Origin of the sequence: Mesorhizobium sp. B2-3-4, assembly GCF_006442315.1 — a bacterium.
In the GTDB taxonomy this organism is placed as follows: domain Bacteria; phylum Pseudomonadota; class Alphaproteobacteria; order Rhizobiales; family Rhizobiaceae; genus Mesorhizobium.
Map to the genome: position 1 here is coordinate 292,557 of NZ_VFVY01000002.1, position 16,548 is coordinate 309,104.

General features: G+C 63.6%; 15 protein-coding genes. 10 read left to right on the forward strand and 5 right to left on the reverse strand.

Translation table 11 applies throughout. The features are described from left to right. Positions 1-80 precede the first annotated feature (80 nt). The gene (locus FJ967_RS05040) at positions 81-1,184 is read right to left on the reverse strand and encodes a histidinol-phosphate transaminase (RefSeq protein ID WP_140730594.1); all 1,104 of its coding nucleotides are present in this window, start codon (positions 1,182-1,184) and stop codon (positions 81-83) included. A 162-nt stretch (positions 1,185-1,346) separates the two neighbouring features. Between FJ967_RS05040 and FJ967_RS05045 the strand changes: the two genes are divergently transcribed. From FJ967_RS05045 to FJ967_RS05080, 8 genes are all read left to right on the forward strand, one after another. Continuing rightward, positions 1,347-2,120: a glucose 1-dehydrogenase gene (locus FJ967_RS05045; RefSeq protein ID WP_140730595.1), complete on the forward strand. Its 774-nt coding sequence runs from the start codon at positions 1,347-1,349 to the stop codon at positions 2,118-2,120. Between the two features lie 85 nt (positions 2,121-2,205). Further along, positions 2,206-3,528 (forward strand): histidinol dehydrogenase, encoded by a 1,323-nt coding sequence (hisD, locus tag FJ967_RS05050; RefSeq protein WP_140730596.1) that lies wholly within the window; start codon positions 2,206-2,208, stop codon positions 3,526-3,528. Between the two features lie 14 nt (positions 3,529-3,542). Continuing rightward, positions 3,543-4,568, forward strand: coding sequence for a zinc-binding dehydrogenase (locus tag FJ967_RS05055; protein ID WP_140730597.1), 1,026 nt, complete (start codon positions 3,543-3,545; stop codon positions 4,566-4,568). A 32-nt stretch (positions 4,569-4,600) separates the two neighbouring features. Further along, positions 4,601-5,332, forward strand: coding sequence for a histidine utilization repressor (gene hutC / locus FJ967_RS05060; RefSeq protein ID WP_140730598.1), 732 nt, complete (start codon positions 4,601-4,603; stop codon positions 5,330-5,332). A gap of 107 nt (positions 5,333-5,439) precedes the next feature. After that, positions 5,440-6,732: a hypothetical protein gene (locus FJ967_RS05065; RefSeq protein ID WP_140730599.1), complete on the forward strand. Its 1,293-nt coding sequence runs from the start codon at positions 5,440-5,442 to the stop codon at positions 6,730-6,732. A gap of 238 nt (positions 6,733-6,970) precedes the next feature. Next, the gene (locus FJ967_RS05070) at positions 6,971-7,981 is read left to right on the forward strand and encodes an ABC transporter substrate-binding protein (RefSeq protein ID WP_140730600.1); all 1,011 of its coding nucleotides are present in this window, start codon (positions 6,971-6,973) and stop codon (positions 7,979-7,981) included. 27 nt (positions 7,982-8,008) lie between these two features. After that, complete coding sequence (locus tag FJ967_RS05075) at positions 8,009-8,863, forward strand: ABC transporter permease (protein ID WP_348643065.1); 855 nt, start codon at positions 8,009-8,011, stop codon at positions 8,861-8,863. Between the two features lie 10 nt (positions 8,864-8,873). Continuing rightward, on the forward strand, positions 8,874-9,656 hold the full coding sequence (locus FJ967_RS05080; RefSeq protein WP_140730601.1) for an ABC transporter ATP-binding protein: 783 nt from the start codon (positions 8,874-8,876) through the stop codon (positions 9,654-9,656). Positions 9,657-9,728: 72 nt separating this feature from the next. Here FJ967_RS05080 and FJ967_RS05085 read toward each other — a convergent pair whose 3' ends face one another. Beyond that, positions 9,729-10,064 (reverse strand): hypothetical protein, encoded by a 336-nt coding sequence (locus FJ967_RS05085; protein WP_140730602.1) that lies wholly within the window; start codon positions 10,062-10,064, stop codon positions 9,729-9,731. Positions 10,065-10,175: 111 nt separating this feature from the next. Then, on the reverse strand, positions 10,176-10,511 hold the full coding sequence (locus FJ967_RS05090; RefSeq protein WP_140730603.1) for a hypothetical protein: 336 nt from the start codon (positions 10,509-10,511) through the stop codon (positions 10,176-10,178). 329 nt (positions 10,512-10,840) lie between these two features. Between FJ967_RS05090 and FJ967_RS05095 the strand changes: the two genes are divergently transcribed. After that, on the forward strand, positions 10,841-12,265 hold the full coding sequence (locus FJ967_RS05095) for a DHA2 family efflux MFS transporter permease subunit (RefSeq protein WP_246675175.1): 1,425 nt from the start codon (positions 10,841-10,843) through the stop codon (positions 12,263-12,265). A gap of 22 nt (positions 12,266-12,287) precedes the next feature. Here the strand turns inward: FJ967_RS05095 and FJ967_RS05100 are convergent, their stop codons facing one another. Continuing rightward, the gene (locus FJ967_RS05100) at positions 12,288-14,180 is read right to left on the reverse strand and encodes an ABC transporter ATP-binding protein (protein WP_140730605.1); all 1,893 of its coding nucleotides are present in this window, start codon (positions 14,178-14,180) and stop codon (positions 12,288-12,290) included. After that, positions 14,180-16,033 (reverse strand): ABC transporter ATP-binding protein, encoded by a 1,854-nt coding sequence (locus FJ967_RS05105; RefSeq protein WP_140730606.1) that lies wholly within the window; start codon positions 16,031-16,033, stop codon positions 14,180-14,182. Before FJ967_RS05105 ends, FJ967_RS05100 begins: the two co-directional genes overlap by 1 nt. Before the next feature lie 85 nt (positions 16,034-16,118). Here FJ967_RS05105 and FJ967_RS05110 point away from each other — a divergent pair, with 85 nt between their 5' ends. Further along, positions 16,119-16,436: an FAD-dependent oxidoreductase gene (locus FJ967_RS05110; protein WP_246675176.1), complete on the forward strand. Its 318-nt coding sequence runs from the start codon at positions 16,119-16,121 to the stop codon at positions 16,434-16,436. Positions 16,437-16,548 lie beyond the last annotated feature (112 nt).

Genomic DNA, 16,548 nt, shown 5'->3' on the forward strand with positions numbered 1-16,548 from the left:
CTTACGACAGGGCGGGCGGCTTGAGGGCAATCCGATTTTCGGGCTGGATCGGCCGGCAATTCAGCATGGCTTTCGGGAAATCACAACAGCCGCGACAGAGCGGCCATGAAGTGGTCGTTCTCCGATGGCGAGCCGATGCTGACGCGCACATAGGTGTCGAAGCCGTCCTGCCTCCAGGGCTTGACGATGACACCGTCGCGCAGCAGGCCTTCGACGAAGGTGTTGGCATCTTGCCGGCAGTCGAAGAATAGGAAGTTGCCTCTGGACGGGGCGACTTTAAGCCCCTTGCTTCGCAGAAAACTCTCGACGCGCGCCCGCTCTGTCCTGGCGAGCGCGACGACTTTGGCGAGATGCTCCTCATCCGCGAGCGCCGCCAGCGCGGCGGCCTGGGCAACGCCATTGGCGTTGAAGGGCGTACGAACGCGGTCGAGCAGCGCGCGCAAATGCGGGTCGCCGACGATGCCGAAGCCGATCCGCAGGCCGGCCAGTCCGAACGCCTTGGAAAAGGTCCTGAGCACGATCCAGGGCCGGTCGCGGGGCTTGAGGAACGGCAGCGACGAGACATAGTCGTCGCCCTCGGCATATTCGGCATAGGCTTCATCGACCACGATCAGCGTCTCGTCGCCGACCGCGTCCAGGAGTTTCGACAGGTCGCCACCGGGAAGCCAACTGCCGACCGGGTTCATCGGATTCGAGAACAACAGCATACGAGGGCGCTCACGAACCGCCTCGATCAGCGCGTCGACATCGATGGTGAGATCGTTCCTTACGCCTACGCGATTGACCGTGGCTCCCATCAGCGTCGCGTAATCCTCGTGTAGTGGAAAGGACGGATAAAGCGTGACGACGCTGTCGCCCGGCCGCAACACGGCACGGCTGATGACGGACAGAAGGTCTTCCGAGCCATTGCCGAGGATGACCTGATCCTCGCTGGCCGCATATCTGGCGGCGATGGCCCGGCGCAGCTCGCGCCCGGCCGGATCCGGATAGAGCCGGAACATTTCGGCGCTGCTCTGCATCATCGTGGCCAGGGTCGGGCTTGGGCCGATCGGGTTCTCGTTCGAGCCCAGTTTGGCGATCCTGGCCGGTGCGTATCGCTGCATGACCTCGCCGATGGTCAGCCCGGAATTGTAGGGCGACAGACGCATGACTTCGGCACGGACCATGTCTGAAGTCTTCGACATGCGCGGTCTCCTCCATGGCTGGCCAAGCGCCGGACATGCGTTCTATCCCGCATGTGGACAACATCATCCCTATCGCAGCCGAAGTCGTTTGTATATGCTTGTATATATAAGTCGATCTGGTAGTCTCGCGGCGACGGAAGCGAGGATGCCAGGGAGGATCACATGCGCAACGTTTCTCTTTTTGACCTCGCCGGCAAGAAGGCGCTTGTCACCGGCGCCAGCCGTGGCATTGGTCGCAGCATAGCCGAGGCGCTGAGCGCGGCCGGCGCCGACGTCGCGGTCACGGCGCGTGGCCTGGACTCGCTTGACGAGACGGTGGCGGTGATCCGCGCCGCCGGCGGGGTCGCCCATGCTGTCGCTCTTGACGTGACCGATGTTGGCGGCTGCCGCGCGGCGGTTTCCGAGGCAGCCCGCCTGCTTGGCGGGCTCGACATCCTCGTCAACAATGCCGGGGTGGAAGAGGTCTGCTCCTCGCTCGAAGTCGATGAGGCGCTGTGGGACCGGATCGTCGACACCAATCTCAAGGGAGCGTTCTTCTGCGCCCAGGCGGCGGCGCGGCAGATGCGGGATGCCGGCCGACCCGGCGCCATCATCAATCTCTGTTCGTTGACTTCGGAAGTCGGCATTCCGACGGCGGTGCCGTACGGCTCGTCCAAATCGGGCCTGCTCGGCATGACTCGGGCGCTTGCGGCCGAGTGGGCGCAGCTTGGCATCAGGGTCAATGCCATCGCCCCGGGCTACTTCAGGACCGCTATGACCGATGCGTTCTACGCCAGCGAGGCATGGCAGGAATCCATGCTGGCCAAAATCCCGCAGCGTCGTTTCGGTGATCTGCGCGACCTGCATGGTGTCGCCGTCTTCCTTGCCTCGGATGCCGCCGCTTACATAACCGGCCAATCCATTCCGGTGGATGGCGGTTTCCTTGCATCGATCTGAGGCAGATCGCAGATGTTTCGAATTGAATGTCTTCCCGCAGATGTGACCGGTCGGCACGTCGCGCTCTGAACTGAAGGAAAAATCCATGTCCGGCATCAGTTTCCACGATCTGTCATCCCTCGACGCCGCCCAGCGTGCCGTTCTGCTGAAGCGCGCCGAAAGCGATCTGTCGGCGTTCGTCGAAAAAGTTCGCCCGATCATCCAGGCGGTCAGGGACGAGGGCGATACCGCCCTGATCCGCTTTGCCAGGGAACTCGACAAGGCCAATGTCGCCGAAGGCGGATTGAAGGTCTCGGAAGCGGAATTCGACGCGGCCTTCGACAAGGTCGAGAAGGATGTCGTCGAAAGCATCGGCTTCGGCATCGACAACATCAGGCGCTTCCATGAAGAGCAGAAGCCGGAAACCATGTGGCTGAAGGAGGTGCGTCCGGGCGCCTATGCCGGCGACAGATATACGCCGATCGCCTCCGTTGCGCTTTACGTGCCGCGAGGCAAGGGCGCCTTTCCCTCGGTGACGATGATGACGTCGGTTCCGGCTGTCATTGCCGGTGTGCCGCAGATTGCGATCGTGACGCCGCCGACAGCCGACGGTTCCGTCGATGCGGCCACGCTTGTCGCTGCCCGTCTCGCCGGGGTGGACACCGTCTACAAATGTGGCGGCGCCCAGGCCGTCGCCGCCGTCGCCTACGGCACCGAGACGGTGAAGCCGGCGCTCAAGATCGTCGGCCCCGGCAGCCCCTGGGTGGTCGCTGCCAAGAGCGTGCTCTCGTCGGTCATCAATACGGGTCTGCCGGCGGGGCCGTCCGAAGCCGTCATCTTTGCCGATGACAGCGTCGACGGGGGCCTTGCCGCGCTTGATCTTTTGATCGAGGCAGAGCACGGACCGGATTCCTCGGCCTATCTGGTGACGCATAGCCGCAAGGTCGCCGAGGCCGCCTTGGCCGCGATCCCGCAGCACTGGTCGCGCATGACCGAACAGCGTGTCGAATTCTCGCGCGCGGTGCTGACGGGAAAGCGCGGCGGCATCGTGCTGACCGCGTCGCTGGAAGATTCCTACCGCTTCATCAACGACTACGCGCCCGAACATCTCGAGATCCTGTCGAAGGAGCCGTTCGCGCATCTCGGACACATCACCGAGGCGGCCGAAATCCTGATGGGTCCGCATACGCCGGTGACTCTCGCCAACTTCGTCCTCGGGCCGAACGCCGTGCTGCCGACCAGCCGCTGGGCGCGAACCTATGGGCCGCTTTCGGTGACGGATTTCGTCAAGCGCTCCTCGGTCGGCTATGTCACCTCTGCCGCCTATCCCGAACTGGCCAGGCATGCCCGCAGGCTTGCCCGCTACGAGGGCTTCAGCTCGCACGAGAACGCGGTCTCGGAAATCCGCGACCGCTATCTCGCCGGCTGAGGGAGGCAATCGCGATGAAGGCGGCAAGGCTTTATGGAGCCGGCGATCTGCGCGTGGAGGAGATCGCGACACCGGGCACCCCCGATGCGGGCTGGGTGAAGCTCAGGGTCGATGCCGCCGGCATCTGCGGTTCGGACCTGCACAATTTCCGCACCGGTCAATGGATAAGCCGGTCCCCCTCGACGGCGGGCCATGAACTGACCGGCACGGTGATCGCGCTCGGCGAGGGCGTCGACACCATCGCCGTCGGCGACAGGGTGGTTGCCGATTCCCGTTTCTGGTGCGGAGACTGCGCACAATGCCGTGCCGGCCGGAGGCATCTTTGCGTCGCGCTGGGTTTCGTCGGAGAGATCTGTGACGGCGGATTTGCCGAACAGGCGGTTCTGCCCGCACGGCTGCTGCATGTCGTCGATGCCGGTCTGGACGAGCGGGTCGCGGCGATGGCCGAGCCGCTGGCCGTTGCGTTGCACGCGGTTCGGCGCCTGCCGAAGACGGCGGGCCCGGTGCTTGTCGTCGGCTGCGGACCGATCGGCGGGCTCGCCGCGCTGCTGCTTTCCCGGCGCTCTCCCGGCACCGTGCTTGTTGCCGACCGCAACCAGGCCCGCTGCGCCCGGGTCGCCGAGGTCACGGGTGCGGCGATTGTCGATCTCGGCCGTGATGCCATTGCCGCCGCGACAGCCGACGCGCCGCTGCTGGCGGCGGTTGAGGCGACCGGCAGTGTCGCGGCATTCAATCAGTTGCTTGGCGTGCTCGATTCCGGCGCCGCTGTCGCCATGGTAGGCATCTTCCACGGCCGCCTCGACATTGATCCCAATCTTCTGGTCGAACGCGAAATCGCGTTGCTGGGATGCCATGCCTTCGCCGATGAATTGCCGGAGGCCGTGCGGATGCTGGCGGAACTCAGCGAGCCGCTGCTGGCGCTGATCGACCGCGAGATCGCCCTCGATGAGATACCGGCCGCCTATGAGCGCCTGCTGGCGGGCAAGAGCGATGGCTTGAAAACAATCATCCGCATGCGGCAACCTGCCGGACATCGTTGATTTCCGATAGTTTGCCGGAAAGGACTTTTGACATGATCGATTTGCCCGATACGGCCAGCCCCCTTTACGAGAAGGTAAAGGATTACATCCTGACCAACATCGGAACCGGCCGGTGGGGCAAGGATCGCAAGCTGCCGTCCGAGAACGAGCTGGTGGTTTCGCTGGGTGTGTCGCGCATGACCGTTCACCGGGCCTTGCGGGAGCTGACCGCGGCGGGATTCCTGATCCGGCTGCAAGGCGTCGGAACATTCATCGCGCCGCCCCGGCCGCAATCGACGCTGATCGAGATCAACAACATCGCTGCCGAGATCGTGGAGCGCGGCAACAGGCATCGCTCCGAAGTCCTGGTCCTCGAAACCATCATGCCGACGAAGGAACTCGCTTTGTCGTTCGAGTTTTCAAAGCGCGGCTCGATCTATCACTCGGTCGTGGTCAATTTCGAGAACGACCTGCCGGTGCAGCTGGAGGAGCGCTTCGTCAATCCCGCGCTCATCCCCGATTATGACAAGCAGGACTTCACCAGGACGGCGACCTACGACTATTTGATGCAGAAGACGCCGGTAACCGAGGTCGAGCATATCATCTCCGCCATTCCCGCCGACAAGGAGACGGCGCAGCATCTGGGCATCGATGTCGGCAGTTGCTGCCTTCTCCTTCACCGCCGCACATGGACGGGGGCGGTCGTCGCCACGATCAGCAAGCTGACCTATGCGGGCAGCCGCTACTCGCTCGGCAGCCGCTACTCGCCCTCCAGGACAGGCTGAAGCCAACAAGCGAAAATGCAAGCCGTCGAGGTCTCAGGCATAATGTATATACATGTATTGATAAAGGCGTTTTGGCTGGCGCGTTCGTTCGTTTGTGGAGCTCTGGGATGACGCAGGCGCCAAGCCGCACGGCGCGCATACGGGCTCTCGCGCAGTACGACATCGCCCAGGCGCAACGCGCGCTGTCTGCCTTGCTGGGCGATCTTTTCGCAATGAGCGCCAGCAATGTTCGCATCAATGTCGACAAATACAGCCTCAATTCGCTGAACGGTTTCTTCGACAGCGACGGCGAGGCCTACTTCTTCAAGTTCCACCAGGAGGAGCGGGAAGAGGCCATGGCGGGTGAGTACTACCGCGCCGAAATCCTCTCGCGTGCCGGCCTGCCGGTCGATCAGCCCGTCCATATGTCGGCGCAACCCGGCGAGCAGATCCTTGTCTACCGCCGCCGCACGGATCCGCGGTTTTCGGATGTGTTGTTCGCGCTGGACGCGCGGGACGATCCGGCCAAGCGCCGCGAGGCGGTTCTCGCCGAGCGCGACCTGTCGGACAAGCTGCTCGAAGTCTATCTCGAAACATTGCATCCGGTGACCGTCGCGCAAGTGTCGGCGGAGCCGATCCACCGGCTGTTCCATGAGCGGCTGATCGATGCCGACACGCGCTCGTCGCCCGGCGGCCGCCTGGCCGATTTCTATGTCGGCAAGCCGTTTGCCTTTCCCGGCCTGGAGCTGGATTGGGACCGGTTTTCCCGGCTGAAATTCGTCATCAACGGCCAGCGCTACGGCAGCGGCATCGGCGAGTTATTCGACATGGCCGCGGAGCGCCTGCGGCCGGACAGGCTCGCCAATGCCGGTGGCGTGGTCGCGCATGGCGACGCCCACAACGCCAATGTCTGGTACGTCGAGCAGGCGGGAAGGGCACACCTGTCCTTCTTCGATCCCGCCTTTGCCGGCTCGCACATCCCGACGCTGCTCGCCGAGGTGAAGGCGACGTTCCACAACATCTTCGCCCACCCGTTCTGGCTCTACGATCCGGCCATGGCGACCCAGGCTTTTCAGGCGCAAGCGAGGCTGGACGGCGATCTTCTCCATGTCGACACGGATTGGGATCTCAGCCCCGTCCGTCGCGACCTGCTGGAGGTCAAGGCGATGCATCTTTGGCGGCCATTGCTGCTGGAGCTCAAGCGTCGCGGCATGCTGCCGGCCGATTGGCGAACGGTGCTGCGGTCGGGGTTGTTCCTGTCGCCGACCCTGGTCATGAACCTGCGGGCCGGTGCGCGCAGCCATACGCCGGTCTCGTCTCTCATTGGCTTTGCAGTCGCGGTCATGGTCGGAAGCGCGCCCGATGGCGGAACCGACCGGGTGACCGGTTTTCTCGACCGGATCGATCCTGAAAAAACATGAGCGTGAGGGCCGGGGAACTGGCCCGATCAGTGCAAAATCCGAGTCACTCCAACTTGTATATGCATGTATGTATTTTAGCCTTGACATCCGCTTCCGCTGACGCTGAAATATCCCGGTACTTCAACCATGAAGTGGCGGGCAAGACGCCGAGGCACAGTGCCGCAAGAGCAGAACCCCGCAGTCTCGCCAGACCGGATCCCTGGTTGAAAAAGCGGTCTGATCATCAAGGGGAACGAAGATGACGCTTAACCTAGCAGGACAATTCCGCGCGCTCGTGATGGCTGCCGCCATCGGGCTCGCCGCCGCCCCGGTGGCCCATGCGGCCGATGCGGCCATTCCGGCGACACCTGAAGCCGGGTCGTTCAAGATCGGCATCGAACCCTGGCTCGGCTATGGCCAGTGGCATGTCGCCGACGCCAAGGGCCTGTTCAAGGCAAACGGCCTGTCGGACGTCCAGATCGTCAATTTCGCCGAGGACAAGGACATCAACGCCGCGCTCGCGAGCGGCCAGCTCGACGCTGCCAACATCGCCACCCACACGGCGATGGGCATGGTGGCGGCCGGCCTGCCGGTGAAGATCGTGCTCTTGCTCGATGTCTCCATGACGGCCGACTCCATCATTGCCGGCAAGGACATCACCTCTATCAAGGACCTCAAGGGCAAGCAGGTCGCCTTCGAGGAAGGCACGACGAGCGACATCCTGCTCAAATACGCGCTCGCCAGGAACGGCATGTCGGTCGATGACATCCAGCCGGTTCCAATGCCTGCCGCCGATGCCGGCGGCGCCCTTATCGCCGGTCGCGTGCCGGTCGCGGTCACCTACGAACCGTATCTCACCGTCGCCATGGCGCAGAACAAGGACGTCAAATTGCTGTTCACCGCCGGTGAGGATCCCGGCCTGATCAGCGACGTGCTTGTGGTGCGCGAAGACGTGATCAAGTCGAAGCCCGGCCAGGTGCTGGCCATGATCAAGAGCTGGGACGCCGCGCTCAAGGACTACAATGCCGACACGCCGGGCGGCCGCGCCATCATCGCCAAGGCGGTCGGTTCCGACGTCAAGGACCTCAACACCGCCTTCGACGGCGTGCGCTACTACTCGCTGGCTGAAAACCAGAAGGCGCTCACCGGCGAGTTCACGACCAAGACCTTCGCCGATGTCGAGGCGGCCGCCAAGAACGCCAAGCTGTTGCAGGCCGACGTGACGCCGGAGCAGATGATCGACGCGTCCTTCGTCAAGGCGGCGGAATAAGAAAGCCGGATCGCGGTGGTAGCTGAGATGTCCGGGGAACCTTCCGCGAAAGCCGGCCGCTCCTCATCGGACGCGGTCAAGAAGCAGGCAAGGCGCCGATCCTCAGGGATCGGCGTGCCGATCGCCAGGTCCCGTTTCCTGATGATCGCCGTGGCTGTTTTTGTCGGCCTGGGTCTCGCCTGGTGGGCGGCGACGGGCTTCGGATGGGTGAAGCCCATCTTCCTGCCGTCGCCCGGCAGCGTTGCGGCCCAGATCGGCAAGCTGGTGGCCGACGGCACCTTGTGGCTGGACCTCAAGGCTTCGATCTACCGCATATCCATCGGTTTTCTCATTGCCTCGGTACTCTCCATTCCCATCGGCGTGCTGATCGGCAGTTTCCGCTCCTGGGAGGCGGCCATCGAGCCGCTGGTCGATTTCATCCGCTACATGCCGGTGGTTGCCTTCGTGCCACTGTCCATCCTGTGGGCCGGTACCGGTGACACGCAAAAATTCCTGATCATTTTCATCGGCACCTTCTTCCAGCAGGTGCTGATGATCATGGACAATGTCAAACGCGTTCCCGCTGATTTCATCGGCCTTGGCCGTACGCTCGGCCTGCCGGACCGCAAGATCCTGACGCGCATCGTCGTGCCCAGTGCCTTGCCGGGCATCTGGGACACGCTACGCATCAGTCTCGGCTGGGCATGGACGTGGCTGGTGCTCGCCGAACTCGTCGCGGCGACATCCGGCCTCGGCTATCGCATCACCGTGTCGCAACGCTATTTCCAGACAAACACCATCATCGGCTACATCCTGCTGCTGGGCATGCTGGGCCTCATCACCGACCAGGTCATGAAGGCGCTGGAAAAGGTGCTGTTCCGGCAGGAAGGCCACTCGCAATGAGGAACCGCCGATGACAGTTCCCAAATTGCGGATCGCCGGCCTGCACAAGAGCTTCGGCACCGGCGAGCGCCGCACGGAAGTCCTGCGTGACATCAATCTCGATCTTGCCGACAATGAGTTCGTCTCGCTCGTCGGCGCGTCTGGCTGTGGCAAGAGCACGCTCTTGTCGATCGTCGCGGGACTGCAGGATTTCGACGCCGGCGATCTCAGCATCGACGGCGCGCCGATCCTGCAGCCGGGCCTCGACCGCGGCGTCGTCTTCCAGTCCTATACGTTGCTTCCCTGGCTGACGGCGCGGCAGAACATAGAGTTTGCGCTCAAGGCCGCCGGCTATGACCGCGCGACCTGTCGCGAGATCGCTCTCGAGCATCTCGACCTTGTCAAGCTTTCGCAAAGCGCCGATCGCTTCCCGTCGGAACTTTCGGGCGGCATGAAGCAGCGTGTCGCCATCGCGCGTGCGCTCTCCTACCGACCGAAAATGCTGCTGATGGACGAGCCGTTCGGCGCGCTCGATGCCTTGACCCGGCACCAGATGCAGGAACTGCTGACCCAGATCTGGGAGGAGCATCGGCTCACCGTGCTGTTCGTTACGCACGATGTCGAGGAAGCCGTCTACCTGTCCGACCGCATCGTCGTCATGGGCATCGGACCCGGGCGCATCATGAAGACGTTCAACGTCGACATCGAGCGCCCGCGCCGGGAAGAGGTGATGGAAACACCGGCCTTCATGGATCTGCAGCGCGACGTGCACAAGGCGATCCGCGAGGCGTCGAGGCGGCCTGAAATGGCCTAGCTGCCGGGGCGCGGACATCTGCCGGTCCCGACGCCGCCATGGCGCCCGGGAGGTGCCATGGCGGTGTGGAAATCAAAGGATTCCGAACGGGCCATAATAGGGCCGGTAGGGAACACACAGCCCGAGCGCCAGCTGGACCGGTCCGCAATAGTCATAGTAGCCGCCGTAGTAGCCGCCTCGCCAGCCACCGCCGGCCCAGTGCCGACCATGTCCATACCCGCGGTGAAAGGCGTATCTATGCCCGCCGCGGAAATGCCCGCCACGGAATTGGCCGCCGCGGAAATGGCCCATGGCATGACCGCCGCTATTGTGCCTGACGAACGCGGCGTCGGCCGTGGTGGCGAATGAGGTCATGCCTGCCGCCAGGGCCAGCACGAGCGAGCTTGCGAACACCAATTGTCTTTTCATGATCGTTACTCCCAATTTGTTCCGCGACACTGCGCATGCAAGAAAACGGCCTCTTGGGAGCACACGTTCCTTCACGAAATCGGGACGGGAAGTGCGCGGCCCGGACTGCGGTCAGGGGCCATGGGGACCGCAGCGGTCGAGCGTCCACGCGAGGGTCCCGCAGAAGTCGCCGACATAGCCGTGATAACTGCCGTAGCCGTTGTAGTAGCTGTCCATCCGGCCATCGCCACCGCCCGAATTGTCGCCCGTCCAGCCGCGGTCGAGCCACCTGCCATCATTTGCGCGCTGGCCGTGAGCCGCGTGCGCATGGCTGCTGCCACCGTGGGCGGCGGTGTAGTGGACAAAATGGTGCCTGACGACGGCGGCGTCCGCGACGGCGGCGAACGGTATCGACCCTGCGGTCAAAGCCAGCGCGACAGCGCCGGTGAACATGATTTGCCTTTTCATGAGCCTGTCTCCTTTCATTCGAGACATATGGGAAAGGAAGAGGCGCCTTGCCGGACACGTTCCTTCACGAAATCGGGACAGCACTTGCTGAAGTGCGGGTTTTTGCGTGGCTGTAGCGCCATCGACTGTCCTGCGATGGCGCCGGTCAAGATTTGTTGACTTCCTGCGGAGCGGAAATGACTACCGCTCCTGTGTCCATCGGACCATAAGACGGCCTGCGACCGGGTCCGGCTCGCTGGCGCCTAAGAGGCGATCTTGCCTTTGATCCGGGATGCGCCACTTTGGCCAGAAGCATATAAGCCACCTGCATGACGGAATTGGCCAGAGTATTGGAACAGCCTCAATTTGCCACCGAGCGTGATCCGAGGCTGAGACTGATCATCCCGATCATCGTGGCCATTGCCTTTCTGATGGAGCAGCTCGATTCCACCATCATCACCACCGCGATCCCGGCTATCGCGAGCAGCCTGGACACCACGCCCGTTCGGCTGAACCTTGCCATCACCACCTACATCCTGACGCTCGCCGTGTTCATCCCGGTCAGCGGCTGGTTCGCCGACAGGTTCGGCGCGCGAAAAGTGTTCGCGCTGGCGCTCTTCACCTTCACCCTCGGCTCGGCGTTATGCGGCATGGCCGACAGTTTCGGCATGCTGCTGGCGATGCGTGCGGTGCAGGGGCTGGGCGGCGCCATGATGACGCCGGTCGGGCGGCTGATTTTGCTGCGCAGCTTCCCACGCAGCGGCCTGATAACCGCCATGACCTACATGACCTTGCCTGCCATCATGGGGCCGGTCATCGGCCCGCTGCTTGGCGGCCTGCTGACCACCTACGCGTCCTGGCGCTGGATATTCTACGTCAATGTGCCGTTCGGCTGCATCGGCATCCTGGCCGCGCTGCGCTTCGTCGACGATTTCCATGGCGAAGTGGTGCAACGCTTCGATGTCCCTGGATTCCTGATGGTGGGGTTTGGCGTGGCACTGCTGCAATTCGGACTGGAGAACATCGGCCGGCCGATCATTCCCGGCTCCGCGACAGTGCTGGTGCTGGCCGCTTCCGCGCTGCTGCTGCTCGCCTTCGGGCGCTATGCGCGCCGCGTCGTGGCGCCGGCCGTCGATCTTACACTGTTTCGGTTTCGCTCTTTCTGGGTCGGTACGCTGGCGGGCGGCCTGTGCCGTGTCGGTCTCAACGGCGTGCCGTTCCTCGTGCCCCTGATGCTGCAGGTCGGCTTCGGCATGAGCCCGGTTACCTCGGGCTCGCTGACATTCGTCGGCAGTTTCGGGGCGCTGCTCATGCGGCCGCTGCTGTCGCCGCTGCTGCGCCGCTTTGGCTTCAATGTCGTGCTGATCGGCAGCGCGGTCGTCGGCTCGGCCGCCGTGGCGGGCTTCGCTCTCATGGGGCCTGATACGCCGCACTGGATGATCGGTTTCTACGTCTTCCTGTTCGGCATCGTCCGGTCGGCGCAGTTCATGACCTCCAACACGCTGTCCTATGCCGATCTGCCGGCCGACAAGCTGAGCCGCGCCACGAGCCTTGGCGGCGTGCTGCAGCAGCTCAGCGTCTCGCTCGGCGTTTCGGTCGCCGCCATGCTGCTCGGGCTGATTGCCGGCGAAAGCCACGTCCTGACGCCGGAACGCTTTCACCAGGTGTTCCTGCTGACCGCGATCATCCCGCTGCTTTCAATCCCCGGTTTTCTGTACCTGCGCGCCGAGGACGGCGCGCAGGTCAGCGGCCATGTCAGGGGATCGCGAGAATAAGTCTGCTGGCGACAGGCGCCGCTCAGGTCGCCTTGCCGACCGCCGCGTCCATTTTGATCTCGTCCTCGGAGATGTCGTCGAAGGAAGCGTAGTTCATGTTGTAGAGGCGGGCGTACAGGCCTTTCCTCTGCATCAGCTCTTCGTGGTTGCCGCTTTCGACGATCTCGCCATTCTGCAGGACGATGATGCGGTCGGCGCCGCGGATGGTCGCCAGCCGATGCGCGATGACCAGCCCGGTGCGGCCCTCCAGCAATTTGATCAGCGCCTTCTGGATCAGCATCTCCGTGTAGGAATCGATGCTGGCCGTCGCTTCGTCCAGCACCAGTATCTTAGCGTCGGCCACCAGCGCCCGCGCAAAACTGATCAGCTGGCGCTGGCCGAGCGAGAGATTGCCGCCGCGCTGTTCCAATTCGGTGTCGTAGCCCTGAGGCAATTCCTCGATGAAGTCATGTGCGCCGACGGCAATCGCGGCACGCACCACCTCTTCACGAGACGCTGATGTCTTGTGGTAGCGGATGTTTTCCAGCACCGTGCCGGAAAACAGGAAGGGCTCCTGCAGCACCATGGCCACCTGGTCGCCAAGCGAGTCCTGCGTCAGGTCGCGCACGTCATGGCCGCCGACCAGCACTTCGCCCGACCAGACATCGTAGAAGCGATGCACCAGCGCCATCGAACTGGACTTGCCCGATCCGGTCGGGCCGACAAGCGCGACCGTCTCGCCCGGATTGACCCGAAACGAGATGTTCTTCAGCACCGGCTGGTTCGGCCGGTAGCCGAAGGTGACGTTCCTGAACTCGACCGAGCCGTCCATATCACGCGACAGCGCGATGGCGCCTTCCTTGTCGCTGACGTCGACCGGCACATCGAGCACTTCCGAGATGCGTTGGCCCGACGCCATGGCGCGCTGCATGACGGAATATTGCATGGTCAGCGAGCGGATCGGGTCGAAGAAGCGCTGGATGTAGAACAGGAAGGCCACCATGACGCCGACATCGAGGCTGTGCGACAGCACCATCGAGCCGCCGACGACGATGACGGTCGCCATCGCGATGCCGGTCAATGTGTCGACGATCGGCACCATCACCTGCGCGTATTTGGCCGAGCGCAGATGCGCGTTGAGATTGGCCAGCACCTTCTCGTCATAGAGGTCGAAATTGACGTGCTGGCGCTCCAGGCTCTGCACTGTGCGCACACCATGGATGCCTTCGGCGAGCGCGCCGTTGGCGATCGAGTTGGTCTCGTGCGCGGCCATGAAGGCGACCTTGGCGCGCGGCAGCCAGAACAGGCGCACGATGAACAGCATCGGCATGGTCGAAAGCGTCAGCAGCCCGAGCCGGAAATCCAGCCACAGAAGCACCGTGACGATGCCGAACAGGAGCACGATGTCGCCGACGGACATGACCGAGGTTTCGAGGAACTCCTGCATCGAGTTGACGTCGCCCTGCAGGCGCGACATCAGCCGGCCGACCTCGGTCTTGTCCATGAAGCTCAGCGAAACCCTTTGCAGATGGCTGAACATGGCGCGGCGAAGGTCCGACAGCACGTTCTCGGCGACCTTGCCGACGACGCTTTCCTGCACATGGCTGGCGGCATAGTTGATCAGGATGATCACCGTGAAGGTGACGATCGCGCAGATCATCACCGAACGGTCGAGCCTGCCCGGGGCCATGCCATGGTCAATGGCGTAGCGGATGACCAGCGGGATCGCGAGTTGCGTCAGCGTGAACACCAGCACCGCGGCGACCGAGATGAAAATCCGGCTCTGATACGGCTTCACGAAGCTCCAGATGCGCCTGACGATGCGCGGATCGTAGGCCTTGCCGAAGACCTCTTCCTCGTCGCGGTGCGAGCCGACGACGGCCTTGGTCGGGCGCCCGCTCTTGTCGTCCTTGTCGTCATCGTCCTGCGTCGACATCAGGCGGCTCCCTCGAGCCGATCGTCGTCCGGCCGCAGTTGCAGATCGTAGAGCGCGCGGTAGCGTCCACCGAGCGCCAGCAATTGCTCATGCGTGCCGCGCTCGACGATCCGGCCGCCCTCGACGAACAGGATCTGGTCGGCATGCATGAGCGAGCTCAGCCGGTGCGAGATGATGAGCGTTACACGATCCTTGGCGAAGCGCTTCATCGCCGCGCGTATGCGCTGCTCGGTGCCGGCGTCGACGGCTGCGGTGGAATCGTCGAAGACCAGCACCGATGGCCTGAGCATCAGGCTGCGCGCGATGGTCAGGCGCTGCCTCTGGCCGCCGGAAAGCGAGGCGCCTCGCTCGCCGACGACCGTGGTGTAGCCTGCCGGAAGCCCGATAATGTAATTGTGCAACTGTGCGTATTCGGCGGCTTGGCCGATGCGGGTCTCGCGCGCCCAGGGGTTGCCGTAAGCGATGTTGTTCTCGATCGAGGTGGTGAACAGGAACGCATCCTGCTGCACGACGCCCACCGCTTTGCGCAGCGATTGCAGCGTGACCCCGCGTATGTCCTGTCCGTCGATGGTGATCGCGCCCGATGTGACGTCGTAGAAGCGCGGGATCAGATGCGCGATGGTCGACTTGCCGCTGCCCGGCGGGCCGACGATGCCGACGGTCTCGCCGGGCCTGGCTTCGAAGGAAATGCCGGAAAGCGTCGGGCGTTCGCCCGCGCCCTCATAGCGGAACCCGACATTGTCGAAGCGCAGCAGCCCGTCGGTGATGACGAGTTCACGGGCACCAGGCGCATCCTTGATGTCGAGGTCCGTGTCGAGCAGTTCGAACAGCCGCGTGCCGCAGGTCGAGGCGCGCGCGAAGGAGTTGACCATCAGTCCGAGCTGGCGCACCGGCATCTGCAATATGGTCATGAAGGTGAGGAACTGCGCCAGCGTGCCGACGCTGATCTGGCCCGCGATCACCTTCTGGCCGCCGAACCACAGCACCAGTCCCATCGCGGCGAGGAACGAAAAGTTCATGGCACCGGTGTTGGAGACGCGGATGTCGACGCGCTCATTGGCCAGCTCCAGCGCGGCCTGCTTGGCGCGGTCGAATTTCGCGAGCTCGTGCCGCTGCGCCGCGAAGGCGCGCACGACACGGATGCCGCCGAGGTTCTCGTCCATCACCCGGCTCAGCACCGACAGGCGCTCCTGCAAGGTCAGCCAGGTGCTGCGCAGCCTGAGCTGCGTCACCGATGAGCGCCAGGCAACGAACGGCACGAAGCTCAGGCTGAGCAGCCCAAGCACGAGATCGGTGCTGATCAGGAGATAGGCGCCGACGCCGATCAGCACGCCGAGCAGCACCACGCGCAATATGCCGGTCGAAAAGAACATGCGCACGCCGTCGAGATCGAGCAGCCCGAGCGTGATGAGATCGCCCGTATGGACCTTGTCGTGGTAGGAAAAGCTCAGCCGCTGGATCTTCTCGTAGAAGGCGAGGCGCAATTCGTAGCCGGTTCGGTGCCCGACGGCCTCGCCATAATAGTTCTGCGCCATGGTGAAGAGACCGCGCAGGATGCTGACGACCAGCAGCGTCAGCGCCGTATTCCACAGCGCCTGCTCGGCGGCAGTGCCGGCGCCCGCGGCCATCACGCCTTGCGCCTGGTCGATGGCACGTCCCAACAGGCGCGGAATGAAAAGCTGCAGCGTCGCGGCAATGAAGGTCGAGATCAGCGTGATCGCCACCTGCCAGGGATGGCGCAGCGTCATGCGCACGATACGCAACAAGGTGCTGAGGCCCTTGCCCCAGGAGGCTTCCGCCACATGGGCAAATGATTTGCCGCGCTTGGCCGCGCTGGTTGCATCCGTAAGCAAGGAAAATACCCAGACCGATCCGGGACATTAGCCCGAACGAATGTAGCAGACTCAATCAGATAGCGCGATTTTACGCGCGTCCGACTTGCCCGTTCAAGAGGCCAATGGCGGCATCGCACTGTGCCTGAAAGGCGGTGCCGCCAATGGCCGTCGCCATCGTCGCCAGCTGTGGCCCGGCGCGGTGGTGCCTCACGGCGAGGTCACGCGCTGGATGGGTCATCGCCCCGGTACGCCCGACAGTATTCCGGTCATCGACCGCGTTTCGCGGGCAAAGAACGTCATCTACGCCTTCGGCCATGGCCATCAAGGCCTGATCGGCGGCGCGGTCCCCGGCAAAGATCGTGTCGCAACTCGCTGCTGGTCTGCCGCCGGTGATCGATCTCGCGCCGTTTCGGGCCGATAGGTTCTGATTGTTCGGAACCCCCCGCTGTCGTGGCAGGCCGTGCCGTTCTTGCATGGAGGAATGACGTGATCGCAAACACACAGGCCCAGGACCCAATCGATCCGCAGGCGAT